Genomic DNA, 17,638 nt, shown 5'->3' with positions numbered 1-17,638 from the left:
GCGGCAGAAAGCGAGGGGAACCGATCCAGCCGGAGCTCTCAAGGAGTTCCATTCCTGTCTATGCGTTGCTGCCAGTTGGCGCCACGCAGCATCCGCATCATGGCGGATGCCACCGCAGTCCGTTCACGTCCGGCCACGCCATAAAGATTTACCGTTCGCCGCGCATCCAGCCCTTCGACGCTGGCGCGTTTTAGCGTCGGCGGGATCGACGCTGTATCGGGCACCACGGCGACGCCGATATCGGCCTCCAACAGTTCGATGAGGTCGCGCTCGGATGCGATCTCGTGGCCACGATCGACGTCGAGGCCGTGTTCGCGAAGCGAAGAGTTCACCCGCGCCGCATGTTCGCAGTAGTTCCGCGACAGCAACTGTTCGGCGCGAAGATCGCCGAAGTCGAGTTTATTGCGGTCTGCCAGCGGATGCTTCCGGTTGATGACGAGCTGAAAGTTTTCGGTAAACAGCGGCCAGATATCGAGCCGGTCCCACTCTTCGCTGATTTCGGCGGCAATGCCGAGTTCGGCTTCGCCCTTCTTGAGATATTCAGCGACTTCGCGGGCGTTGCCACGCAAGAAACGAAACTCCAGACGATTGAACATCCGCTTGAGGTGGTCGAGATGCGGAATCAACAGCGACAGATCGACCGAATGGGTCAGCGCGATCCGGAGCGCGCCGACTTCGCCGCTCTTGAAGGATGAGGCAAGTTCGCGCGCGCCGGTCGCCGCCTCATAGCATTGCTTGAGCAGCGGATGCATGCGCTGGCCGAGCTCGGTCAATTGCGCGGCCGGGCGCTCGCGGCGAAACAGATCGCCGCCGAGTTCGGCTTCGAGCTGCTTGATCGCCCGCGTCAGCGACGGCTGCGTGACGTTGCACTCGTCCGCGGCGCGCGTGAAGTTGAGCACGCGCGCGACCGCAAGGAAGTAGCGAACCTGATGCATCTCCATGGTCGTGCCCCGCTCTGCCGTGCAGGAAAGCTACCCGATTGCGCCCCCCAATGACCACCCAAACCGCCATAGCGCGGGCGTATGGTTTTGGAAGCCAAAGGGCATTTCCTTGAAGCCGCGCCAAGCGTGCAGATTGCGGTGGAAATGGCCTCGTTACGACGTTGACCAGCCACACGAAAGGGCGGCGCATGAATATTCAGCTCAAGACACAGGGCGCTTCGGCCTTGCGGCCACTGACAGGCAAGGTTTCGCTGGTCACGGGCTCGACCAGCGGTATCGGGCTCGGGATCGCCCGTGCGTTGGCCGGAGCCGGCTCGGCCGTGGTGCTGAACGGTTTCGGCCTCGCCGCCGAGATCACCAAGACGCGCGATCAGCTTACCGCCGATTTCGGCGTCGAGGCCAGCTATTCCGCGGCCGATATGACGAGCCGGGAAGCAATCGCCGAGATGATCGCGGCCACGATCGCCAGTCACGGCCGGCTCGATATTCTGGTCAACAATGCCGGCATTCAACACGTCGCGCCGCTCGACCAGTTTCCGGTCGAGAAGTGGGACGCGATCCTGTCGATCAATTTGTCATCGGCATTTCACACCATGCGGCTCGCATTGCCCGCGATGCGCCAGAACAGGTTCGGCCGCATCATCAACATCGCTTCCGCTCACGGCTTGGTCGCGTCCCCGTTCAAGGCGGCCTATGTTGCCGCCAAGCACGGCATCGTCGGCCTGACCAAGGTGGCGGCGCTGGAGACCGCGGAGGACGGCATTACCTGCAACGCGATCTGCCCGGGTTACGTCTACACGCCGCTGGTCGAGGCGCAGATCGACGGCCAGGCCAGGGCCCACGGCATTTCTCGCGAGCAGGTCATCCACGACGTGTTGCTGGCGCAGCAACCGAACAAGCGTTTTGCCACTGTCGAAGAGCTCGGCGCGCTGACGGTGTTTCTTGCCAGCGACGCGGCCGCTTCGATCACCGGCGTCGCGCTGCCGGTCGACGGCGGCTGGACCGCGCACTAGCGCCTTTTCGGTTCTGATTGAATCAGAACCGAGCTCTAGATTCTTGTTTTGACGCGTTTTCTTGACGCGAACCGGTGTCCACTTCGCTGGAAAACGCTTTAGCGCGGCAAACAATCCGAGGGAGGGTGACATGAAGGACGTTCAGGATATCGGTTCTTCGACGAACTTGCGGTCGCTGGCCAGGTCCGAGTCGGGTCAGATCGTCCTGGTGCTGCAGGGCGGCGGCGCACTTGGTTCTTATCAGGCCGGTGTCTACCAAGCGCTGCATGAGGCCGGAATCGAGCCGGACTGGATCATCGGCACCTCGATCGGCGCGATCAATGCCGGCCTGATCGCCGGCAACGCGCCGCAGAACCGATTGTCGCGCCTTCGCGAGTTCTGGAAGAAGATGGAACAGAATCCGGTCTGGACCTTTCGCGACATCTTTCCAGGCTTCAACGAAAAGCTTTCCTACTGGTCGACCGTGACCAACGGCATTCCCGGGTTCTTTCGGCCCAACCCGTTAGCCCATGCCGGCGATTCCTATCCGCTCGGCGCCGACAATGCCGGCTACTACTCGACCGCGCCGCTGGAGAGAACCTTGAGCGAGCTGGTCGATTTTGAGCTGGTCAATCAATGCTCGCCACGCCTGACGGTCGGCGCCGCCCATCTCCGCACCAGCCAGATGCGCTATTTCGACAGCCGGGACTGCGAGCTTGGCGTCAGGCACATCATGGCGTCGGGCGCGCTGCCGCCGGCATTCCCGGCGATCCGCATCGACGGCGAGCTTTACTGGGATGGTGGCATATTGTCGAACACGCCGACGGAAGCCGTCTTCGACGATAATCCGCGCAAGAACTCGCTGATCTTCGCCGTACATCTTTGGAATCCGTCCGGCGCCGAGCCGACCACGATGGCGGAGGTGCTGAACCGGCACAAGGACGTGCAGTATTCGAGCCGGATCGCCAGCCACATTGCCCGCCAGCAGCAGGCACATCGGCTGCGCCACGTCATCAACCAGCTCGCGGCGCGCTTGCCGGAGGCCGAGCGCAACAGCGAGGCGGTGAGGGAGCTGACGGGTTATGGCTGTCCGACCCGGATGCATGTGGTGCGGCTGCTTGCCCCGCAGCTCAGCCGGGAGGACCACACCAAGGACATCGATTTCAGTCCGTCCGGAATCATGCAGCGCTGGGATGCCGGTTACCGCCACACCAAAGCAGTGCTCGAGAAGAAGCCCTGGGTCGGCGAATTTGATCCGCTATCCGGCGTCATCCTCCACGAGCAGACGGAGGTGATGCCGGAAGCTGCGGAGTAGATGGGAGTTATGCGGCGATGGAAGGTGCGACCGTTTTGCGGTAGAGCGCGTTGTAGCAGGCAGCCGAAAGATCCCAGCTAAACGATCGCGCCATTGCGTTGCGTCGCATCGTGTCGAGCCGGTCCTTGGCGCGGAAGGCCTCGAACGCCCGCCGCACGCCGCCGAGAAACGATTCCGGGGACGGCTTTGCAAACAGGAATCCAGTTTCGCCGTCCTTGATTGTCTCGGCTAGCCCGCCGGTCTGGTGGCCGATCGGCAGCGATCCGAACCGCTGCGCATACATCTGGCTCAGCCCGCACGGCTCGAACCGTGATGGCATCAGCGTGAAATCGCTGCCGGCAAACATCCGCCGCGCCTGTCCATCGTTGAAGCCGATGACGACACCGATCGCGTCCGGCCGGCGCAGATGTGCCTCGACCAGTGCCTTCTCGATGTGGGGTTCGCCGCTGCCGGTCACGACGATCTGGCCGCCGGCATCGATGATCTTGTCGGCGGCTGACAACACGAGGTCGATGCCCTTCTGGTGGACGAGGCGGGCGACAAGCGCAAAAATTGGCCCGCGTGACACCGCCAGGCCAAACTGCTTTCGGACATAGTTCGCGTTCGCCTGCTTGCCTTCCCAATCGCCGGCGCCAAAGGTCTGCGCCAATTGTGCACAAGCGCGCGGATCCCAGCTTTCGTCGATGCCGTTCAGGATGCCGGTCAGTTGGTCGGCGTCCGAGCGACGCTTCAGCAGGCCTTCGAGCCCGCAGCCGAGCTCGCGCGTCGTGATCTCCTTTGCGTAGGTCGCGCTGACGGTGGTCAGATGCGAGGCGTAGACGAGGCCGCCTTTCAGGAACGACATGTGATCGTAGAATTCGAGCCCGTCGATGTGGAAGGAGCTTTCAGGCGCTCCGATGCGGCGCAGCGAGTCCGGGGGAAACAGTCCCTGATAGGCGAGGTTGTGGATGGTCAGGATCGAAGGAACTTTTGCGTCCTTCCAGGCCAGGTAGGCCGGCGTCAATGCAGCCTGCCAGTCATTGGCGTGAACCAGATCCGCTGCCCAATTCTTGTCCACCTTGCCCAAGGCAAGTTCGGCGGCAGCGGATGCAAACCGCCCGAAGCGGATGTCGTTATCGGGCCAGTCTTGGCCGTTTTCATCGCCGTAGGGGTTGCCGGGCCGGTCATATAATTGCGGGCAGAGCAGGACGTAGACCGGCAGGCCGTCCTTGGTCGCGGCCCGCCCGACCGAGCAGGCCGGCATCTCCGCGAGCGCGTCACATTGTCCAACGATATCAACGTGGGTGAGTTGCTCTATGACGTCCCGGTAGCCGGGCAGCATGACCCTGACGTCGCTTCGTCGGCGAAGCGCCCGGGGCAGGGCGGCGGATACGGCGGCAAGCCCGCCCACCCGGACGAAATCATCCATTTCCGTAGTGATGAATAAGACTCTCAAAGGAATGCCCTCTACCAGCCTCTGATGAGGGGAAATGCAAGAAAGGGTCCAGTTTAGTCTTAAGGTCCAGTCTACTGCCGATAATGCCGGGCCCTCGCTATCGGTTCCTAATGCGAAAGGCTTTCCTGCCGCGGCGGCGCCCTTTAGGGTCACGCCGCGCCAACAACAAGTGCCGTCAGGCCCAAGGAGCTACACGAGAATGACGATAGCCGGTAACGAGCAGAGGAATATGACAGGCAGCTTCGCAGGCCTACGCGTCCTCGATTTCTCAACCACGATTGCCGGGCCTCACTGCACGCGCATGCTAACCGATATGGGCGCGGAGGTCATCAAGATTGAGACCGAGGAAGGCGAGACAATGCGGACCCGTCCGCCGGTACGGAATAATTGTTCGACCGCCTTCGGTCAGCTCAACGTCGGCAAGAACAGCCTGGTGCTCGATCTGAAATCGCCCAGGGGCGTCGAAGCCGTTCGCCGATTGGTCGCGACTGCCGACGTGCTGGTGGAGAATTTTCGCCCCGGCGTGATGCGGCGATTGAAGCTCGATTATGCCTCCCTGCACGGCCTCAACCCGAAATTAGTCTACTGCTCGATTTCCGGATACGGCCAGACCGGGCCGTCGGCGGAGCTGCCGGCCTATGCGCCGGTGATTCACGCGGCATCAGGCTATGAGATGGCGCATCTGGCCTACCAGCCGGGACGAAGCCGGCCGGATTACTGCGGCATCTATCACGCTGACGTGCTCACCGGCGTCTACGCATTCGGCGCGATCTCGGCGGCGCTGTATCAGCGCACGGCAACCGGGCAAGGCCAGCATATCGACGTCTCGATGCTGGAATCCATGCTGAGCCTGACGTTGAACGAACTGCAATGGTCGCAATTCGAGGTGAAGCCGACGCAACGGCCGATGTTCGGCCCGATCGAGACCACGGACGGCTACGTCATGATGGCGATCGCCAGCGAGAAAACCTTCCAGAGCTTGATGCAGGTGATTGGTCATCCGGAGTGGGTGAGCGATCCGCGCTTTGCCAAATATTCCAATCGGAGGGAAAACTGGACGAGCCTGATGGAAGGCGTGGAAGCGTGGTCGCGCACCGTGACGACCGCGCAGTGCCTTACCGCGCTCAACACGCACGGTGTCCCGTCGTCGGCCTATCGCACGGTAGCCGAAGCGTTGCGCGATCCGCAGATTGCCCATCGCGGCGCATTGGCCGAGGTGGAGGACGGTGGCGGCACCTTCAAGGTCCTCAATCTGCCGTTCCGCATGTCGGACGCCAACGTGTCGGCGGCGAAGCGCATGTCGACGCTCGGCGAGCACACGCGTGCCTACCTGAAGGAGACCGGCCTGTCGGAAGAAGAGATCGCATCCTTCGCTGGCAAGGCGCAGGTGTCCGCGAGCGCCTGACGGCGTGCGTCGCGACGCAAGGGTGTCGATGCTGCGGCTTTTCATCCGCGGCTTGCAAACGCCCTTGCCCGCGGCGGCGTTTCCGGACAATCTCCGATAGACATCGACGATCCGGAATACCGGACGAACGACATATCGGAGGGAACATCCATGAAAGCGGCGATCCGTTCGAGCGCGCTCGCGCGAATATTTCTTGTGGCGGGATTTGGCGTGGCGCTGTCGGCAATGCCGGCCAACGCGCAGAAAGCGGGCGGCAGCATCACCGTCGGCCTCGAACTCGATATCCCCGGCTTCGATCCGCTGAAGGTCGGCGTTTACGACGCGGCCGCACTCACTGCGTCATCCGCACTCTTCGACACGCTCACCACTCTCGATGCCAACGGCAAGCCGCAGCCGAAGCTGGCGCTGTCCTGGGAGCCCTCCGAGGACTTCAAGGTGTGGACCTTCAAGCTGCGTCCTGGCGTCAAGTTCCACGATGGCACGCCGTTCAATGCTGAATCTTTCAAAGCGAATTTCGACCGACAGAAAGATCCTGCCAACAAGTGCCGTTGCGCCTTCTATATCTCCAATGTCAACAACGTTCAGGCGCCGGACGAACTGACGTTGGTCTATAACCTCAAAGACCCCTCGGTAAACTTCCCGTCGTTAGTGTCCTACGCGAGCCAGACCAATGCGATACATTCCCCGACGGCGTGGAAGACCAAGGGCGACGATTACAACCGCAATCCCGTCGGCACCGGTCCCTACATTCTGAAATCCTGGACGGCCGGCGATCGCATGATCCTGGAGAAGAACCCTGATTATTGGGACAAGGAAAAGGTCTATTTCGACCGTATCACGCTGAAGCCGCTGCCCGATGCGCAATCGCGCTTTGCCAGTCTGCAATCCGGCGAAGTCGACCTGATCTGGGACGATGAATACTCCGCCGACAACGTCCAGAAGGCGCAAAAGGACTCCAAGTTGACCGTGCACACCTATGGCGGTTCGGGTGCGCAGGTCTACGCCTTCAACACCAAGACACCGCCGTTCGACGACGTGCGCGTGCGCCAGGCGCTGGTCATGGCGCTTGACCGCAAGAAGATGTCGCAAGCCATTACAAATGGTCTCGCCAGACCTGCCAGCAACCCCTACGGCGACGGCTCCTGGGTCAAGTGCAAGGACGACGGTGCGCTTCCCGAAGACCTCGAGAAGGCCAAGGCGCTGATCAAAGACTACGGCAAGCCTGTCGAGTTCAAGATGCTGGTCACGGCGACGCCCCGTGGGCGCATGGTTGGCCAGGTGCTGCAACAGTTATGGAAGCGGGCCGGCGCCAACATGGAGATCGAGCAGGTCGATCAGGCGACCATTCCGCCACGCGCCTTCATGCGCCAGTTCCAGATGACGCCCTGGCGTATCGTCGATCTCGCCGATCCTGACATCCAGATGTATGCCAATTTCCACACCGGCAGCCCGGTCGCGCTCGCCAACTATTCGAATCCGGAACTCGATAAACTGCTCGAGCGCGCGCGGGTCACAGCCGACCAGGGCAAGCGCATTGAGGACTATTGTGAGATCACGCGGTTAATCAACAAGGAGGCGATCTGGTTCTGGACCTTCCAGAACACGTACTACGCGATATCGAGCGCGAAGGTCAAAGGACTGCCCAAAATGTACAGCGGGATGATCGACGTATCGCGCGCCTGGAAGGAATAACCGCTGATGGCGTTCTTCGTCGCTCGCCGGCTGTTGTACTTATTGCCGGTGCTGATTGCGGTTTCGCTGCTCACCTTCTCCATCGCGTCGCTGTTGCCGGGCGATCTTGCGTATACCATCCTCGGCGACCAGGCGACGCCGGAGAACGTGGCGGCGTTGCGGCACGACATGGGACTGGATCAGCCGATCTGGTGGCGTTATCTGAGCTGGCTCGGCAATGTGCTGCAGGGCGATTTCGGCCGTTCGTTCCGCACCGGACAAACAGTGTTGCAGGCGGTTGCCGAGCGGCTGCCGGTCTCGATCGAGCTGATGTTGTTGGCGCAACTCGGTGCGCTCGGAATCGGCGTTCCCCTGGCGATCGTCTGCGCGGCGCGGAGCGGTGGACCGTTCGACCGCTTCATGACCGGCACTGCTTTCGGCATGTTGTCGGTGCCGACCTTCCTGTCGGCGATCCTGTTGATCTATTTCTTCGCGGTCGAATTGCGCTGGCTGCCGGCCACCGGCTATGTGCCGTTTGCCGAAGACCCGCTCGCCAACCTGCGCTTCCTCGTTTTACCGTCGCTGACGCTGGCACTGGCGGAATGGCCGAGCATCATGCGCGTGCTGCGTTCCGACATGATTGCGACCTTGCAGGAAGACTATATCGCGCTCGCCAAGGCAAAAGGGCTGACGCCGGCGCGAATTCTGTTCGTGCATGCCCTCAAACCATCGTCGCTGACCCTGGTCACGATCACCGGCATCAATATCGGCCGGTTGATCGGCGGCGCTGTCATCGTCGAAACGATCTTTGCGCTTCCGGGCATTGGCCGGTTGCTGATCGGCGCGATTCTGACGCGCGACCTGATCATTCTGCAGGGGGTAGTGCTGTTGGTCGGGGCGGGCTTCGTCATCATGAACTTCATCGTCGACATGCTCTACGCGGTTCTCGATCCCAGGATTCGCCATGGCCACGCTTGAGCTCGATGTTGCCGAGGTTGCTGTAACCCAGCCTGCGCGCAAGGGCCGGCGGCTTGGCATGCTGTTCTGGGCGGCGATCGGCTGGATGACTTTCGTTTTCGCGATGGCAGTCTTTGCGCCTGCCCTGCCGCTGCCGAGCCCGACCGACATGGACATGCTGGAACGGCGGGCCCCGTTCTCTGCGGAGCATTGGCTAGGGACCGACGGGCTCGGCCGCGACGAGCTTTCGCGCTTGATCTACGGCGCGCGAATCTCGCTCGTGGTCGGTCTCTGCGCGCCTGTAATCGGGCTCACCATCGGCGGAGCGCTCGGCATGCTCGCGGGCTATTTCCGCGGCCGGTTCGAATCGATCGTTGTCGGCAGCATGGACGTGCTGCTGGCCTTTCCGCCGCTTATCATGGCGCTGGCCGTAACGGCGTATCTCGGGCAGTCGATTCTCAATCTCACTCTCATTCTCGGCTTCCTTGGCGTTCCCGCCTTCATGCGGGTGGCGCGCGCTGCGACGCTGACGCTGTCACGGCGCGAATTCGTTATCGCGGCGCAGGCGCTGGGTGCCACGCATGCGCGCATCCTGTTGCGCGAACTGTTGCCGAACGTGATCCTGCCGCTGTTTGCCTTCTTCCTGCTCGGTGTTGCCATCACCATCGTTGTCGAGGGCTCGTTGTCATTCCTCGGCCTCGGCGTGCCGCCGCCGATCTCGAGCTGGGGCAGCATGATCGGGGAGGGGCGCGAGAGCCTCGACGTGGCCCCGCGGCTCGCCTTCTTGCCGGCAGCGGCGATGTTTCTCACCGTGCTTTCCTTCAATCTGGTCGGCGACACGCTGCGGGCGCTGACCGATCCACGACAGGGCGCGCTGTGAACGCGAATAACTTGCTTTCTGTCGAAGATGTCGTCGTCGATCTTCCGACCCCGCGCGGCAATCTGCGCGCGGTGGATCATGTCGACCTCACCGTCGGCGCCGGGCGCACGCTCGGTATCGTCGGCGAATCTGGTTGTGGCAAGACCATGCTGTCGCGCGCCATCCTGCAATTGCTGCCCAAGAAGGCAAAGCTCTCCGGCCGGGTGATATTCGACGGGCAGGACCTGCTGCAGCTTCCGCCAGAGAAACTGCGCAAGCTGCGCGGCCGGTCGCTGGCGGTGGTATTTCAGGATCCGATGACCTCGCTCAACCCGGTGCTCACAATCGGGACGCAGTTGATCGAGACATTGCAGGAGCACCTCGAACTGGACGACGCCGCCGCCGCCAGACGCAGCGTCGAGCTGCTCGCGGCGGTCGGCATCCCCGCGCCCGAGCAGCGGCTGGCGCAGTATCCGCACCAGCTCTCCGGCGGCATGCGGCAGCGCGTGGCAATCGCGATCGCGCTGTCGTGCGAACCAAAACTCCTGATCGCCGACGAGCCGACCACCGCGCTCGACGTCACGATCCAAGCGCAAATCCTCGATCTCTTGGCGCGGGAGCAGCGCCGCCGCCACATGGCGATGATCATCATCACTCACGATCTCGGCGTCGTCGCCGGCCGCACTGATGAAGTTGCGGTGATGTATGCCGGCCGCGTGGTCGAGCGCGCGCCGACGCCTGCCTTGTTCAAAAAGATGCGGATGCCCTATACCGAAGCGCTTCTGGCGGCGCTCCCCAAACTCGACGCCGCGCCCCACACGCCGTTGCCGGCGATATCGGGGCGTCCGCCAGATCCGACGCGGCCCCTGAAGGGGTGCTCGTTCTCGCCGCGCTGTCGCTATGCGGTGGCCCGCTGCCAGAACGAGAAGCCGGCGCTCGAGGCGGCAGAGACGAAGGCCCATCAGTTCGCCTGCTTCCACCCGATAGAAGCCCGCGCGGATGCCAACGCATGATGCCGCAATCCGCTCCATCGATTTCGTCTGACGCGTTGCTCGAAGTCGACAATCTCGTTGTCGAATATCCTGTCGGTTCCAGGATCGTTCATGCCGTGTCCGGCGTCTCCTTGCAGATCGCCCGCGGCGAAACGCTGGGTCTGGTCGGCGAATCCGGTTGCGGAAAATCGACGCTGGGCCGCGCCGTCCTGCAACTGCGCCGCCCGACCGCCGGGCGTGTGCTGTTCGATGGCCACGACCTCACGACGATGCAAGGCGATGCCTTGCGGCTGATGCGCCGGCGCGTGCAGTTGATCTTCCAGGATCCGATCGCCTCGCTCAACCCGCGCCGCAAGATCGGCGACATTGTCGCAGAGCCGCTGGTGATCGCGGGCGTCAAGGATCCGGAGAAGCGCAAGCAGCTTGTCCACGAGGTGTTGAGCGCGGTCGGGCTTGACCCGACCCTCGTCGTCGGGCGGCTGCCGCATGAATTTTCCGGCGGCCAGTGCCAGCGCATCTGCATCGCGCGCGCGCTCATTCTCAATCCCGAGTTCATCGTCTGTGACGAGCCGGTCTCCGCGCTCGATGTATCGATACGCGCCCAGATACTCAATCTGCTCGAGGAGATGAAGGCCCGGTTCGGGCTGACGTTGCTGTTCATTGCGCACGATCTCGCGGTGGTGAAAGCCGTGAGCGACCGCGTCGCGGTGATGTATCTGGGGCGTCTCTGCGAGGTCGGTCCCTCCGAGCAGCTCTTCGCCAGGCCGGCGCATCCCTATACCGCGCTCCTGATCGAGGCGATTCCGATGCCCGACCCGGATGTTCGCCCCGCCGAGACCGTGCCCGTCGGGGAGCCGCCGTCGCCGATCGCGCCGCCGTCCGGCTGCCGGTTTCGCACCCGCTGTCCCCGCGCAGATCAACGATGCAGCGACGAGATGCCGGAACTGCGCGCTGTGGCGCCGGGCCAGTTCGTGGCTTGCCATCACCCGCTGATCTGAATACCCGGGGAGCGCCGCCCGCGTTTGTCTCGATGGGACGGACGTGGCAATGTCGGTTCTCAAGAAGTATCTAGCGCCCAAGAAATGGTTCAAGAACAAGAAAGACGGGAGAGAAGCGATGAAGAGTTTTCAAGTCGCCGAGTTCAACGCACCGCTGAAAGAGGTGGATCAGGAGACGCCGCAGCCCACGGGTACGCAGGTGCTGATCAAGGTGAAGGCCGCCGGCGTCTGCCACAGCGACCTCCATATCTGGGAAGGTGGTTACGATCTCGGCCATGGCCGCAAGCCGCTGTCGCTGAAGGACCGCGGCGTGTCGCTGCCGCGCACGATGGGCCACGAGACGGTCGGCGAGCTCGTAGCGTTCGGGCCCGACGTTACCGCTGCCGACAAAGGCGATCTCAAGGTCGGCGACGTCGCGCTGGTCTATCCCTGGCTCGGCTGCGGTAAATGCGCCACCTGCGTCGGCGGCGACGAGAACATGTGCGTCGTCAAGCCGAACTCGCTCGGCGTCTATTGCGACGGCGGCTATGCCGACCACATGACGGTGCCGAACCCGAAATACCTTCTGAACTTGAAGGGGCTCGACCCCGTTACCGCCGCGCCCTATGCCTGTTCAGGCGTCACCACTTACAGCGCGCTGAAGAAGGTCGAATTCGCCTTCAACTCGCCTATCGTCGTCTTCGGCGCCGGCGGCCTCGGCCTGATGGCGCTGTCGCTGCTAAAGGCGATGGGCGGCAAGGGCGCCATCGTCGTCGACATCGATGCGCGCAAGCGCGAAGCGGCCGAGGCCGCCGGTGCGCTTGCAACCGTCGACGGCAAGGCGCCGGACGCGCTGGAGCAACTCGCGAAAAAGGCCGGCGAACCCATTCGCGCCGTGATCGACCTCGTCGGCAATGCCGCCACCACGCAGCTTGGGTTCGACTGCCTGACCAAGGGCGGCAAGCTCGTCATCGTCGGCCTGTTCGGCGGCGGCGCGCCCTGGGCGTTGCCGCTGATTCCGATCAAGGCGATCACGATCCAGGGCAGCTATGTCGGCAATCTGCGTGAGACCAAGGAATTGCTCGAACTCGTTCGAAACAAGATGATCGCGCCGATTCCGGTGACGACGCTGCCGCTCGCGAAAGCCAACGAAGCGCTCGCCGATTTGCAGAAGGGTAAACTGGTCGGCCGCGCAGTGCTGACGCCGTAGAATCCTCGCCGTCATTCCGGGGCGATGCGAAGCATCGAACTATGGTGCGCAATTGCGCACCTGAGAATCTCGAGATTCCGGGTCTGGTCCTTCGGACCATCCCGGAATGACCACCTAACCAAGGAACCCCCATGTCCGCGAATAACGCTCTCCACATCGCCGTTCTCGGCGGCGATGGCATCGGTCCTGAAGTCATGGCGCCGGCGCTGGAAGTGCTGCGCAAGATCGAGGCGTCGAGCGAGCTGAAGTTTCGCTTCACCGAGGCACCGGCCGGCGCCAACAATTACCTCGCGACCGGAAAATCCATGCCCGACAGCACCGTGCGGCTGTGCGAGGAGGCGGACGCTATCCTGCTCGGCGCCTGCGGCCTGCCGTCGGTACGCTACCCTGACAACACCGAGATCGCACCGCAGATCGAACTGCGCTTCCATTTCGATCTCTATGCCGGCGTTCGCCCAGCGCGGCTGATCCCGGGCGTGCCAAGCCCGATCATCGGCGCCGATCAGCGCGGCATCGACCTCGTGCTGATCCGGGAATCGACCGAAGGCCTGTTCGCCTCGATGGGCAAGGGCGTCGTCACGGACGCGGAGGCGCGCGAGACGCTCGTCATCACCCGCAAGACCTCGGAGCGGCTGTTCGAATTCTCGTTCCGCCTCGCCGAACGCCGCAAGGCGCGGGGGAAGGCAAATGGCGGCCTGACCTGCGTCGACAAGGCCAACGTATTCAGGGCGTTCGCGTTCTTTCGCGAGATGTTTGATGAGGCGGCCAAGCGCCATCCCGGCGTGAAGTCCGACCGGATCTATGTCGATGCCTGCTCGCTGATGATGGTGAAGCGTCCCTGGGATTTCGACGTCATGGTGACGGAGAACATGTTCGGCGACATTCTCTCCGACCTCGCCGCCGGCCTGATCGGTGGGCTAGGCATGGCACCCTCGGCCGATATCGGCGACCGCTACGCCGTGTTCCAGCCGTGCCACGGCACCGCGCCCGACATCATGGGACAGGGCAAGGCCAATCCTACCGCGATGATCTTGTCGACCGCGATGATGCTGGACTGGCTCGCCGACAAGCACGGGCTGGAAAGCGCCGCCGAAGCCGGTGAACGCATCGAGCGCGCGGTCGACAAGGCCTATGCGGGCGGAATCAAGCCGATGGAGTTCGGCGGCAATAACGGCACGGCGGATATTGCGGCGGCGGTGCTGGCGGCGCTGTAGCTTGTAGCCCAGGTGAGCGCAGCGACACACGGGACTGCTGCCTGAACTGGTGAGAATCCCGGATGTCGCTTCGCTCAGCCGGGCTACGGGGGCCGGACACTACTTCCCCTTGAACTGCGGCTTGCGCTTTTCCATGAAAGCCGTTCGGCCTTCGCGGAAATCCTCCGAATCCATGCAGGCGTGGCCGATCGCCTTGATCGCATCCATGTCGCGCTTGCTTTCGTCCTTCAGCACCTCGGCGATGGTGATCTTGGCGGCCTTGATGGCGAGCGGCGCATTGCCGGAGATGGTGCGCGCTATCTCCATGGTGGCGTCCCATAACTCCGCATCCGGCAGTACACGATCGACCAATCCGATCCGCAACGCTTCCGCAGCCTCGATCCGCATGCCAGTGTACATGATGAGCCGCGCCCAGGATGGTCCGACCAGCGAGACGAGGTGGCGCAGGCCGTCATAGCCATAGGCGATGCCGAGCTTGGCGGCTGGAATGCCGAACTGGCTGTTGTCGGACGCGATGCGGATGTCGGTAAGCATCGCGACCTGCATGCCGCCACCGAGGCAAAATCCCCGAATGCAGGCAATCGTCGGCTTGGGGTAACTTGCGAGCAGCGCGCGCTGCGCCTCGCTCCGCTTGGAATATTCTTCCGACGCCGCGGCGTTATGGCGAGTCTTTTCGAACTGACTGATGTCGGCGCCCGAGACGAAGGCTTTGTCGCCGGCGCCGACCAGGATCACGACGCGCACGTCCGCGTCGTCGCGCAATTCGGTCAGCGCGTGGCCCAGGCCCTCCCACATTTCGAGCGACATCGCATTGCGCTTGTCGGGATTGTTGAAGGTAATGACGCCGACGCCATCGCTGACGCTTTGCAGGATCTTGCCGTCGGCATGGGATATTTCGGCAGTTTTGGCGATGTCGAGCATCGGTTGCGGCTTTCACTCGTGAGGCTTGGTCCATTGTCGGACAAGCGTCGCGCCGAGGTCAATTGCCGCTTTTGCACGTACGACCAGCAGGGGGCGCCGGGCAATAGGGGGAGGTCGTCAGGTGAGGTCGTGAGGGCAGGAGCGGGCTCACGCGCATTGCGTGTGAGGGAATATCGGCGTGACGGTGATGCAGTCGTTGTTGATGGTCGAACCGGCGGTAGTCGTCAGAGACTTGCCGCGTCGGCTTTTCGCTGCGTTGCATCCGGACTTCGCCATCCCCATCCTGATGGCGTCGCACGGCATAGTCCCGGCCAGCTCAAGCTTTGGCCCAGCGCAGCAACAGGCTACCCGGCGATTTCTCGCGTCGATTGATCGGGTCCGCGGTGCTGCGATCCAGGCGCGATAATGCCTAGCCCTCGTTGGCGGCGATCGATTCCATCAAAGACACCAACTGACGCTGTACAGTCTGGTCCTTGATCTTGCTGTAGGCACGAAGCAGCCTCAGGCTGAACGCGCTGTCCAGGAAGAGCAGGCTCTCGACTTCGCGCGCCTTGCCGTCGCCGTCGTAGAAGAACGTCACAGGCACGTCGAGCGCGGTAGCGATTTGCTGAAGACGAGCCGCGCCGACACGATTGACGCCCTTCTCGTACTTCTGAACCTGCTGGAAGCTGACGCCGAGCTTATCGCCAAGCTCCGCTTGCGAGATTTTCTGTTCCACACGCCGCAGGCGAATCCGTTTGCCCAATTCGATATCGGGTTTGCCGGCGCTGCGCTGTTTCATCTTTTTCGCTGCTGATCTGTTCATTCTGGTTTTACCGTCCTTCAATCGGGAAACCCTGGCAAGAGTAGGTCAGGGGTTCATCCATATGTACCGCGTTAAAGTCAGTCCGGTCCGTGAGTGGTATAGGGAACCACGGAATTCCTGAGAGATTGCGGGATGGTAGCCAAACGCTTTTGCGTATTGGAAGCATCCTGATACCGGCGCCGCCAGCTACCTAAAGCTGTCGGCGCCCGGGGCGTATTGGCAAAACCCCGCCCATTACATTTGGCAAAATATTCGACAAACCACAACCACCGCGAGTTCAATGGACACAGATTTTGGCCGGCATGCTTACTGTGTCCCGATCACGTACCGGATTTCTACGGGGGGTGCGGGCCGATCATGCAGTCGCTCGCAGCGCATCGGCGGTTGTGGCTAAAATTTTCCGCGGTCACTGATGCCTGACAAAATGCAGCAGAGTTCAGCTCCGCTTTCGGATCAGGCGTGCCGGGAAATAGCAGCAAGCCGCGTGCTCGCCGCGCTATCGGAATCCTGCAAATAGATCTGGCGCAGCGTCGTTAGAACGGGAACGCCTTTGCACGCGGGACGGGCCGGATCCGACATCGCGCAATATTTGCGGCGTGTCGGTTGCACCGTGCCGGCGGCATTCACGGATCGATCAATGTCGCGCGGCGACGCCCATACCGCGAAGCCGTGTCGGGCGCTTTACGGCTCTTCGCGCTGGGGGACGCAAGGCTCGGCTCGAGCCGGGATTTGCCCAAAATGGCTGCAATCATCGGCCTAGCCGTCTGCGGCCTATTGGCCTAGGGTACTACTTAAATTGGCTTCCACAGCCGCACCGTTTTGCATACGCTTTGCGGTAGTGGCCGCGTCGTCGGCCAGGCTAAAGTCCCGCTTACAAGGGACGGGCGTTACTGGGGAGGAAGCTATGAAACGAAGAACCCTACTTGCGGGCCTTGGTGCGACGGCTGCGGCCGGCGTCCTGGGCATGCCATCGATCGTCAGGGCACAGGCGCCCGTTACCCTTAACGGGGCGGTGCAGTTCAACGACGATCACGCCTTCACCAAGGCGCTGACCAGGTTCGAAGAGCTGGTGAAGAAGTACTACGGCAAGCCGGTCAACTTCACGCTGCACAAGAACTCGTCGCTCGGTCTCGAGAAGCAGTATTTCGAGTACATGTCGCAGGGCAAGGCGGTCGATTACGGCATCGTCTCGCCGGCCCACATGTCGACCTTCGCCAAGGCGGCTCCCTTCATCGATGCACCCTTTGTGTTCAAGGGCATCGAGCACATGAATAAGGTGGTCGAAAAGAATATTCTGGCACCTGTGGCCGACGAAATCGCGACCAAGGCGGAGGTCGTCCTGATCGGCTATGCGGGCGGCGGCATTCGCAACATCTTCGCCAACAAGCCGCTCAAGAACCTCGCCGATCTCAAAGGCCTCAAGGTGCGCGTGCAGGGCGCTCCAATCTGGTCGAAGACGTTTGCAGCCGTTGGCATGAGCCCGACGGTGATCGCCTACAACGAGGTCTACAACGCCATCCAGAACGGCGTGATCTCGGCGGGCGAAAACGAGGCCGCCGGCGTCGAGGCGATGAAGTTCTACGAAGTTGCCCCGCACCTCAATCTGACCCAGCACGCGGTATCGATCCGGCCGATCTGCTTCTCGGTGAAGACGTTGAAGACCCTGCCGAAGGACCTGCAGGACGCGATCATGAAGGCCGGCAAGGAAGCCGGCGATTATGGCCGCCAGCTCGAGTCGAGCGAGGAGGTCGTCAAGCTCGATACGCTTGAAAAGGCTGGCAAGCTCAAGCGCGTTCCCTTCGAAGAGCGCGATGCCATGAAGAAGCTCGCCGATCCCGTGATGGCCACCTATGCCAAGGAAATCGGCGCCGAAGCCATCTTCGAGAAGATCAACGTCGCCTGATATTTGTCGCGCCGAGCGACAGGGAGTGGGGCAAGCCATGC

At 62.4% G+C, this 17,638-nt stretch carries 15 protein-coding genes; 11 read left to right on the top strand and 4 right to left on the bottom strand.

Annotated elements, in window-relative coordinates; all coding sequences use genetic code 11:
* Positions 1–38: 38 nt before the first annotated feature.
* Positions 39–941, bottom strand: a complete 903-nt coding sequence (locus CQ13_RS12505) for a LysR family transcriptional regulator (RefSeq protein ID WP_057843184.1) — start codon at positions 939–941, stop codon at positions 39–41.
* A gap of 188 nt (positions 942–1,129) precedes the next feature.
* Between CQ13_RS12505 and CQ13_RS12500 the strand changes: the two genes are divergently transcribed.
* Both CQ13_RS12500 and CQ13_RS12495 read left to right on the top strand, forming a co-directional pair.
* The gene (locus CQ13_RS12500) at positions 1,130–1,954 is read left to right on the top strand and encodes a 3-hydroxybutyrate dehydrogenase (RefSeq protein ID WP_057843514.1); all 825 of its coding nucleotides are present in this window, start codon (positions 1,130–1,132) and stop codon (positions 1,952–1,954) included.
* Positions 1,955–2,084: 130 nt separating this feature from the next.
* Positions 2,085–3,248, top strand: a complete 1,164-nt coding sequence (locus CQ13_RS12495; RefSeq protein WP_057843183.1) for a patatin-like phospholipase family protein — start codon at positions 2,085–2,087, stop codon at positions 3,246–3,248.
* Positions 3,249–3,255: 7 nt separating this feature from the next.
* Here the strand turns inward: CQ13_RS12495 and glgA are convergent, their stop codons facing one another.
* A complete protein-coding gene (gene glgA / locus CQ13_RS12490; RefSeq protein ID WP_057843182.1) occupies positions 3,256–4,683 on the bottom strand; it encodes a glycogen synthase GlgA in 1,428 nt (475 codons plus the stop codon).
* Positions 4,684–4,882: 199 nt separating this feature from the next.
* On the opposite strand from glgA, the gene CQ13_RS12485 reads away from it, so the two are divergent.
* The 8 genes from CQ13_RS12485 to CQ13_RS12450 all read left to right on the top strand — a co-directional run bounded on the left by CQ13_RS12485 (position 4,883) and on the right by CQ13_RS12450 (position 13,968).
* Positions 4,883–6,088 carry a CaiB/BaiF CoA transferase family protein gene (locus CQ13_RS12485; RefSeq protein ID WP_057843181.1) on the top strand — a complete coding sequence of 402 codons (1,206 nt, stop codon included), beginning with the start codon at positions 4,883–4,885 and terminating at the stop codon, positions 6,086–6,088.
* A gap of 150 nt (positions 6,089–6,238) precedes the next feature.
* Complete coding sequence (locus CQ13_RS12480) at positions 6,239–7,780, top strand: ABC transporter substrate-binding protein (protein WP_057843180.1); 1,542 nt, start codon at positions 6,239–6,241, stop codon at positions 7,778–7,780.
* Positions 7,781–7,786: 6 nt separating this feature from the next.
* A complete protein-coding gene (locus CQ13_RS12475) occupies positions 7,787–8,737 on the top strand; it encodes an ABC transporter permease (RefSeq protein ID WP_057843179.1) in 951 nt (316 codons plus the stop codon).
* Entirely contained in the window at positions 8,724–9,596 is an 873-nt protein-coding gene (locus tag CQ13_RS12470; protein WP_057843178.1) for an ABC transporter permease, read from the top strand. Before CQ13_RS12475 ends, CQ13_RS12470 begins: the two co-directional genes overlap by 14 nt.
* A gap of 11 nt (positions 9,597–9,607) precedes the next feature.
* The gene (locus tag CQ13_RS12465) at positions 9,608–10,588 is read left to right on the top strand and encodes an ABC transporter ATP-binding protein (protein ID WP_057843513.1); all 981 of its coding nucleotides are present in this window, start codon (positions 9,608–9,610) and stop codon (positions 10,586–10,588) included.
* Positions 10,585–11,565: an ABC transporter ATP-binding protein gene (locus CQ13_RS12460; RefSeq protein ID WP_057843177.1), complete on the top strand. Its 981-nt coding sequence runs from the start codon at positions 10,585–10,587 to the stop codon at positions 11,563–11,565. The genes CQ13_RS12465 and CQ13_RS12460 overlap by 4 nt, the downstream gene beginning before the upstream one ends.
* 118 nt (positions 11,566–11,683) lie before the next feature.
* The gene (locus CQ13_RS12455; RefSeq protein WP_057843512.1) at positions 11,684–12,754 is read left to right on the top strand and encodes an alcohol dehydrogenase; all 1,071 of its coding nucleotides are present in this window, start codon (positions 11,684–11,686) and stop codon (positions 12,752–12,754) included.
* A gap of 131 nt (positions 12,755–12,885) precedes the next feature.
* A complete protein-coding gene (locus CQ13_RS12450) occupies positions 12,886–13,968 on the top strand; it encodes an isocitrate/isopropylmalate dehydrogenase family protein (RefSeq protein WP_057843176.1) in 1,083 nt (360 codons plus the stop codon).
* 99 nt (positions 13,969–14,067) lie between these two features.
* Here CQ13_RS12450 and CQ13_RS12445 read toward each other — a convergent pair whose 3' ends face one another.
* Both CQ13_RS12445 and CQ13_RS12435 read right to left on the bottom strand, forming a co-directional pair.
* A complete protein-coding gene (locus CQ13_RS12445) occupies positions 14,068–14,889 on the bottom strand; it encodes an enoyl-CoA hydratase (RefSeq protein WP_057843175.1) in 822 nt (273 codons plus the stop codon).
* Positions 14,890–15,298: 409 nt separating this feature from the next.
* Entirely contained in the window at positions 15,299–15,694 is a 396-nt protein-coding gene (locus CQ13_RS12435) for a helix-turn-helix domain-containing protein (RefSeq protein ID WP_028347342.1), read from the bottom strand.
* A 904-nt stretch (positions 15,695–16,598) separates the two neighbouring features.
* On the opposite strand from CQ13_RS12435, the gene CQ13_RS12430 reads away from it, so the two are divergent.
* Positions 16,599–17,597: a TRAP transporter substrate-binding protein gene (locus CQ13_RS12430; RefSeq protein WP_057843173.1), complete on the top strand. Its 999-nt coding sequence runs from the start codon at positions 16,599–16,601 to the stop codon at positions 17,595–17,597.
* Positions 17,598–17,638: the final 41 nt, after the last annotated feature.

It is taken from the genome of Bradyrhizobium retamae (assembly GCF_001440415.1).
In the GTDB taxonomy this organism is placed as follows: domain Bacteria; phylum Pseudomonadota; class Alphaproteobacteria; order Rhizobiales; family Xanthobacteraceae; genus Bradyrhizobium; species Bradyrhizobium retamae.
Note: the sequence above shows the minus strand (reverse complement) of the source record. Positions and strands in the feature narration are given on the sequence as shown.

Bases quoted from the DNA above. Each gene is read 5' to 3' on its own strand.
- CQ13_RS12505 (WP_057843184.1), bottom strand. From the start codon at position 941: ATGGAGATGCATCAGGTTCGCTACTTCCTTGCGGTCGCGCGCGTGCTC.
- CQ13_RS12500 (WP_057843514.1), top strand. From the start codon at position 1,130: ATGAATATTCAGCTCAAGACACAGGGCGCTTCGGCCTTGCGGCCACTG.
- CQ13_RS12495 (WP_057843183.1), top strand. From the start codon at position 2,085: ATGAAGGACGTTCAGGATATCGGTTCTTCGACGAACTTGCGGTCGCTG.
- CQ13_RS12485 (WP_057843181.1), top strand. From the start codon at position 4,883: ATGACGATAGCCGGTAACGAGCAGAGGAATATGACAGGCAGCTTCGCA.
- CQ13_RS12480 (WP_057843180.1), top strand. From the start codon at position 6,239: ATGAAAGCGGCGATCCGTTCGAGCGCGCTCGCGCGAATATTTCTTGTG.
- CQ13_RS12475 (WP_057843179.1), top strand. From the start codon at position 7,787: ATGGCGTTCTTCGTCGCTCGCCGGCTGTTGTACTTATTGCCGGTGCTG.
- CQ13_RS12470 (WP_057843178.1), top strand. From the start codon at position 8,724: ATGGCCACGCTTGAGCTCGATGTTGCCGAGGTTGCTGTAACCCAGCCT.
- CQ13_RS12460 (WP_057843177.1), top strand. From the start codon at position 10,585: ATGATGCCGCAATCCGCTCCATCGATTTCGTCTGACGCGTTGCTCGAA.
- CQ13_RS12455 (WP_057843512.1), top strand. From the start codon at position 11,684: ATGAAGAGTTTTCAAGTCGCCGAGTTCAACGCACCGCTGAAAGAGGTG.
- CQ13_RS12450 (WP_057843176.1), top strand. From the start codon at position 12,886: ATGTCCGCGAATAACGCTCTCCACATCGCCGTTCTCGGCGGCGATGGC.
- CQ13_RS12445 (WP_057843175.1), bottom strand. From the start codon at position 14,889: ATGCTCGACATCGCCAAAACTGCCGAAATATCCCATGCCGACGGCAAG.
- CQ13_RS12435 (WP_028347342.1), bottom strand. From the start codon at position 15,694: ATGAACAGATCAGCAGCGAAAAAGATGAAACAGCGCAGCGCCGGCAAA.
- CQ13_RS12430 (WP_057843173.1), top strand. From the start codon at position 16,599: ATGAAACGAAGAACCCTACTTGCGGGCCTTGGTGCGACGGCTGCGGCC.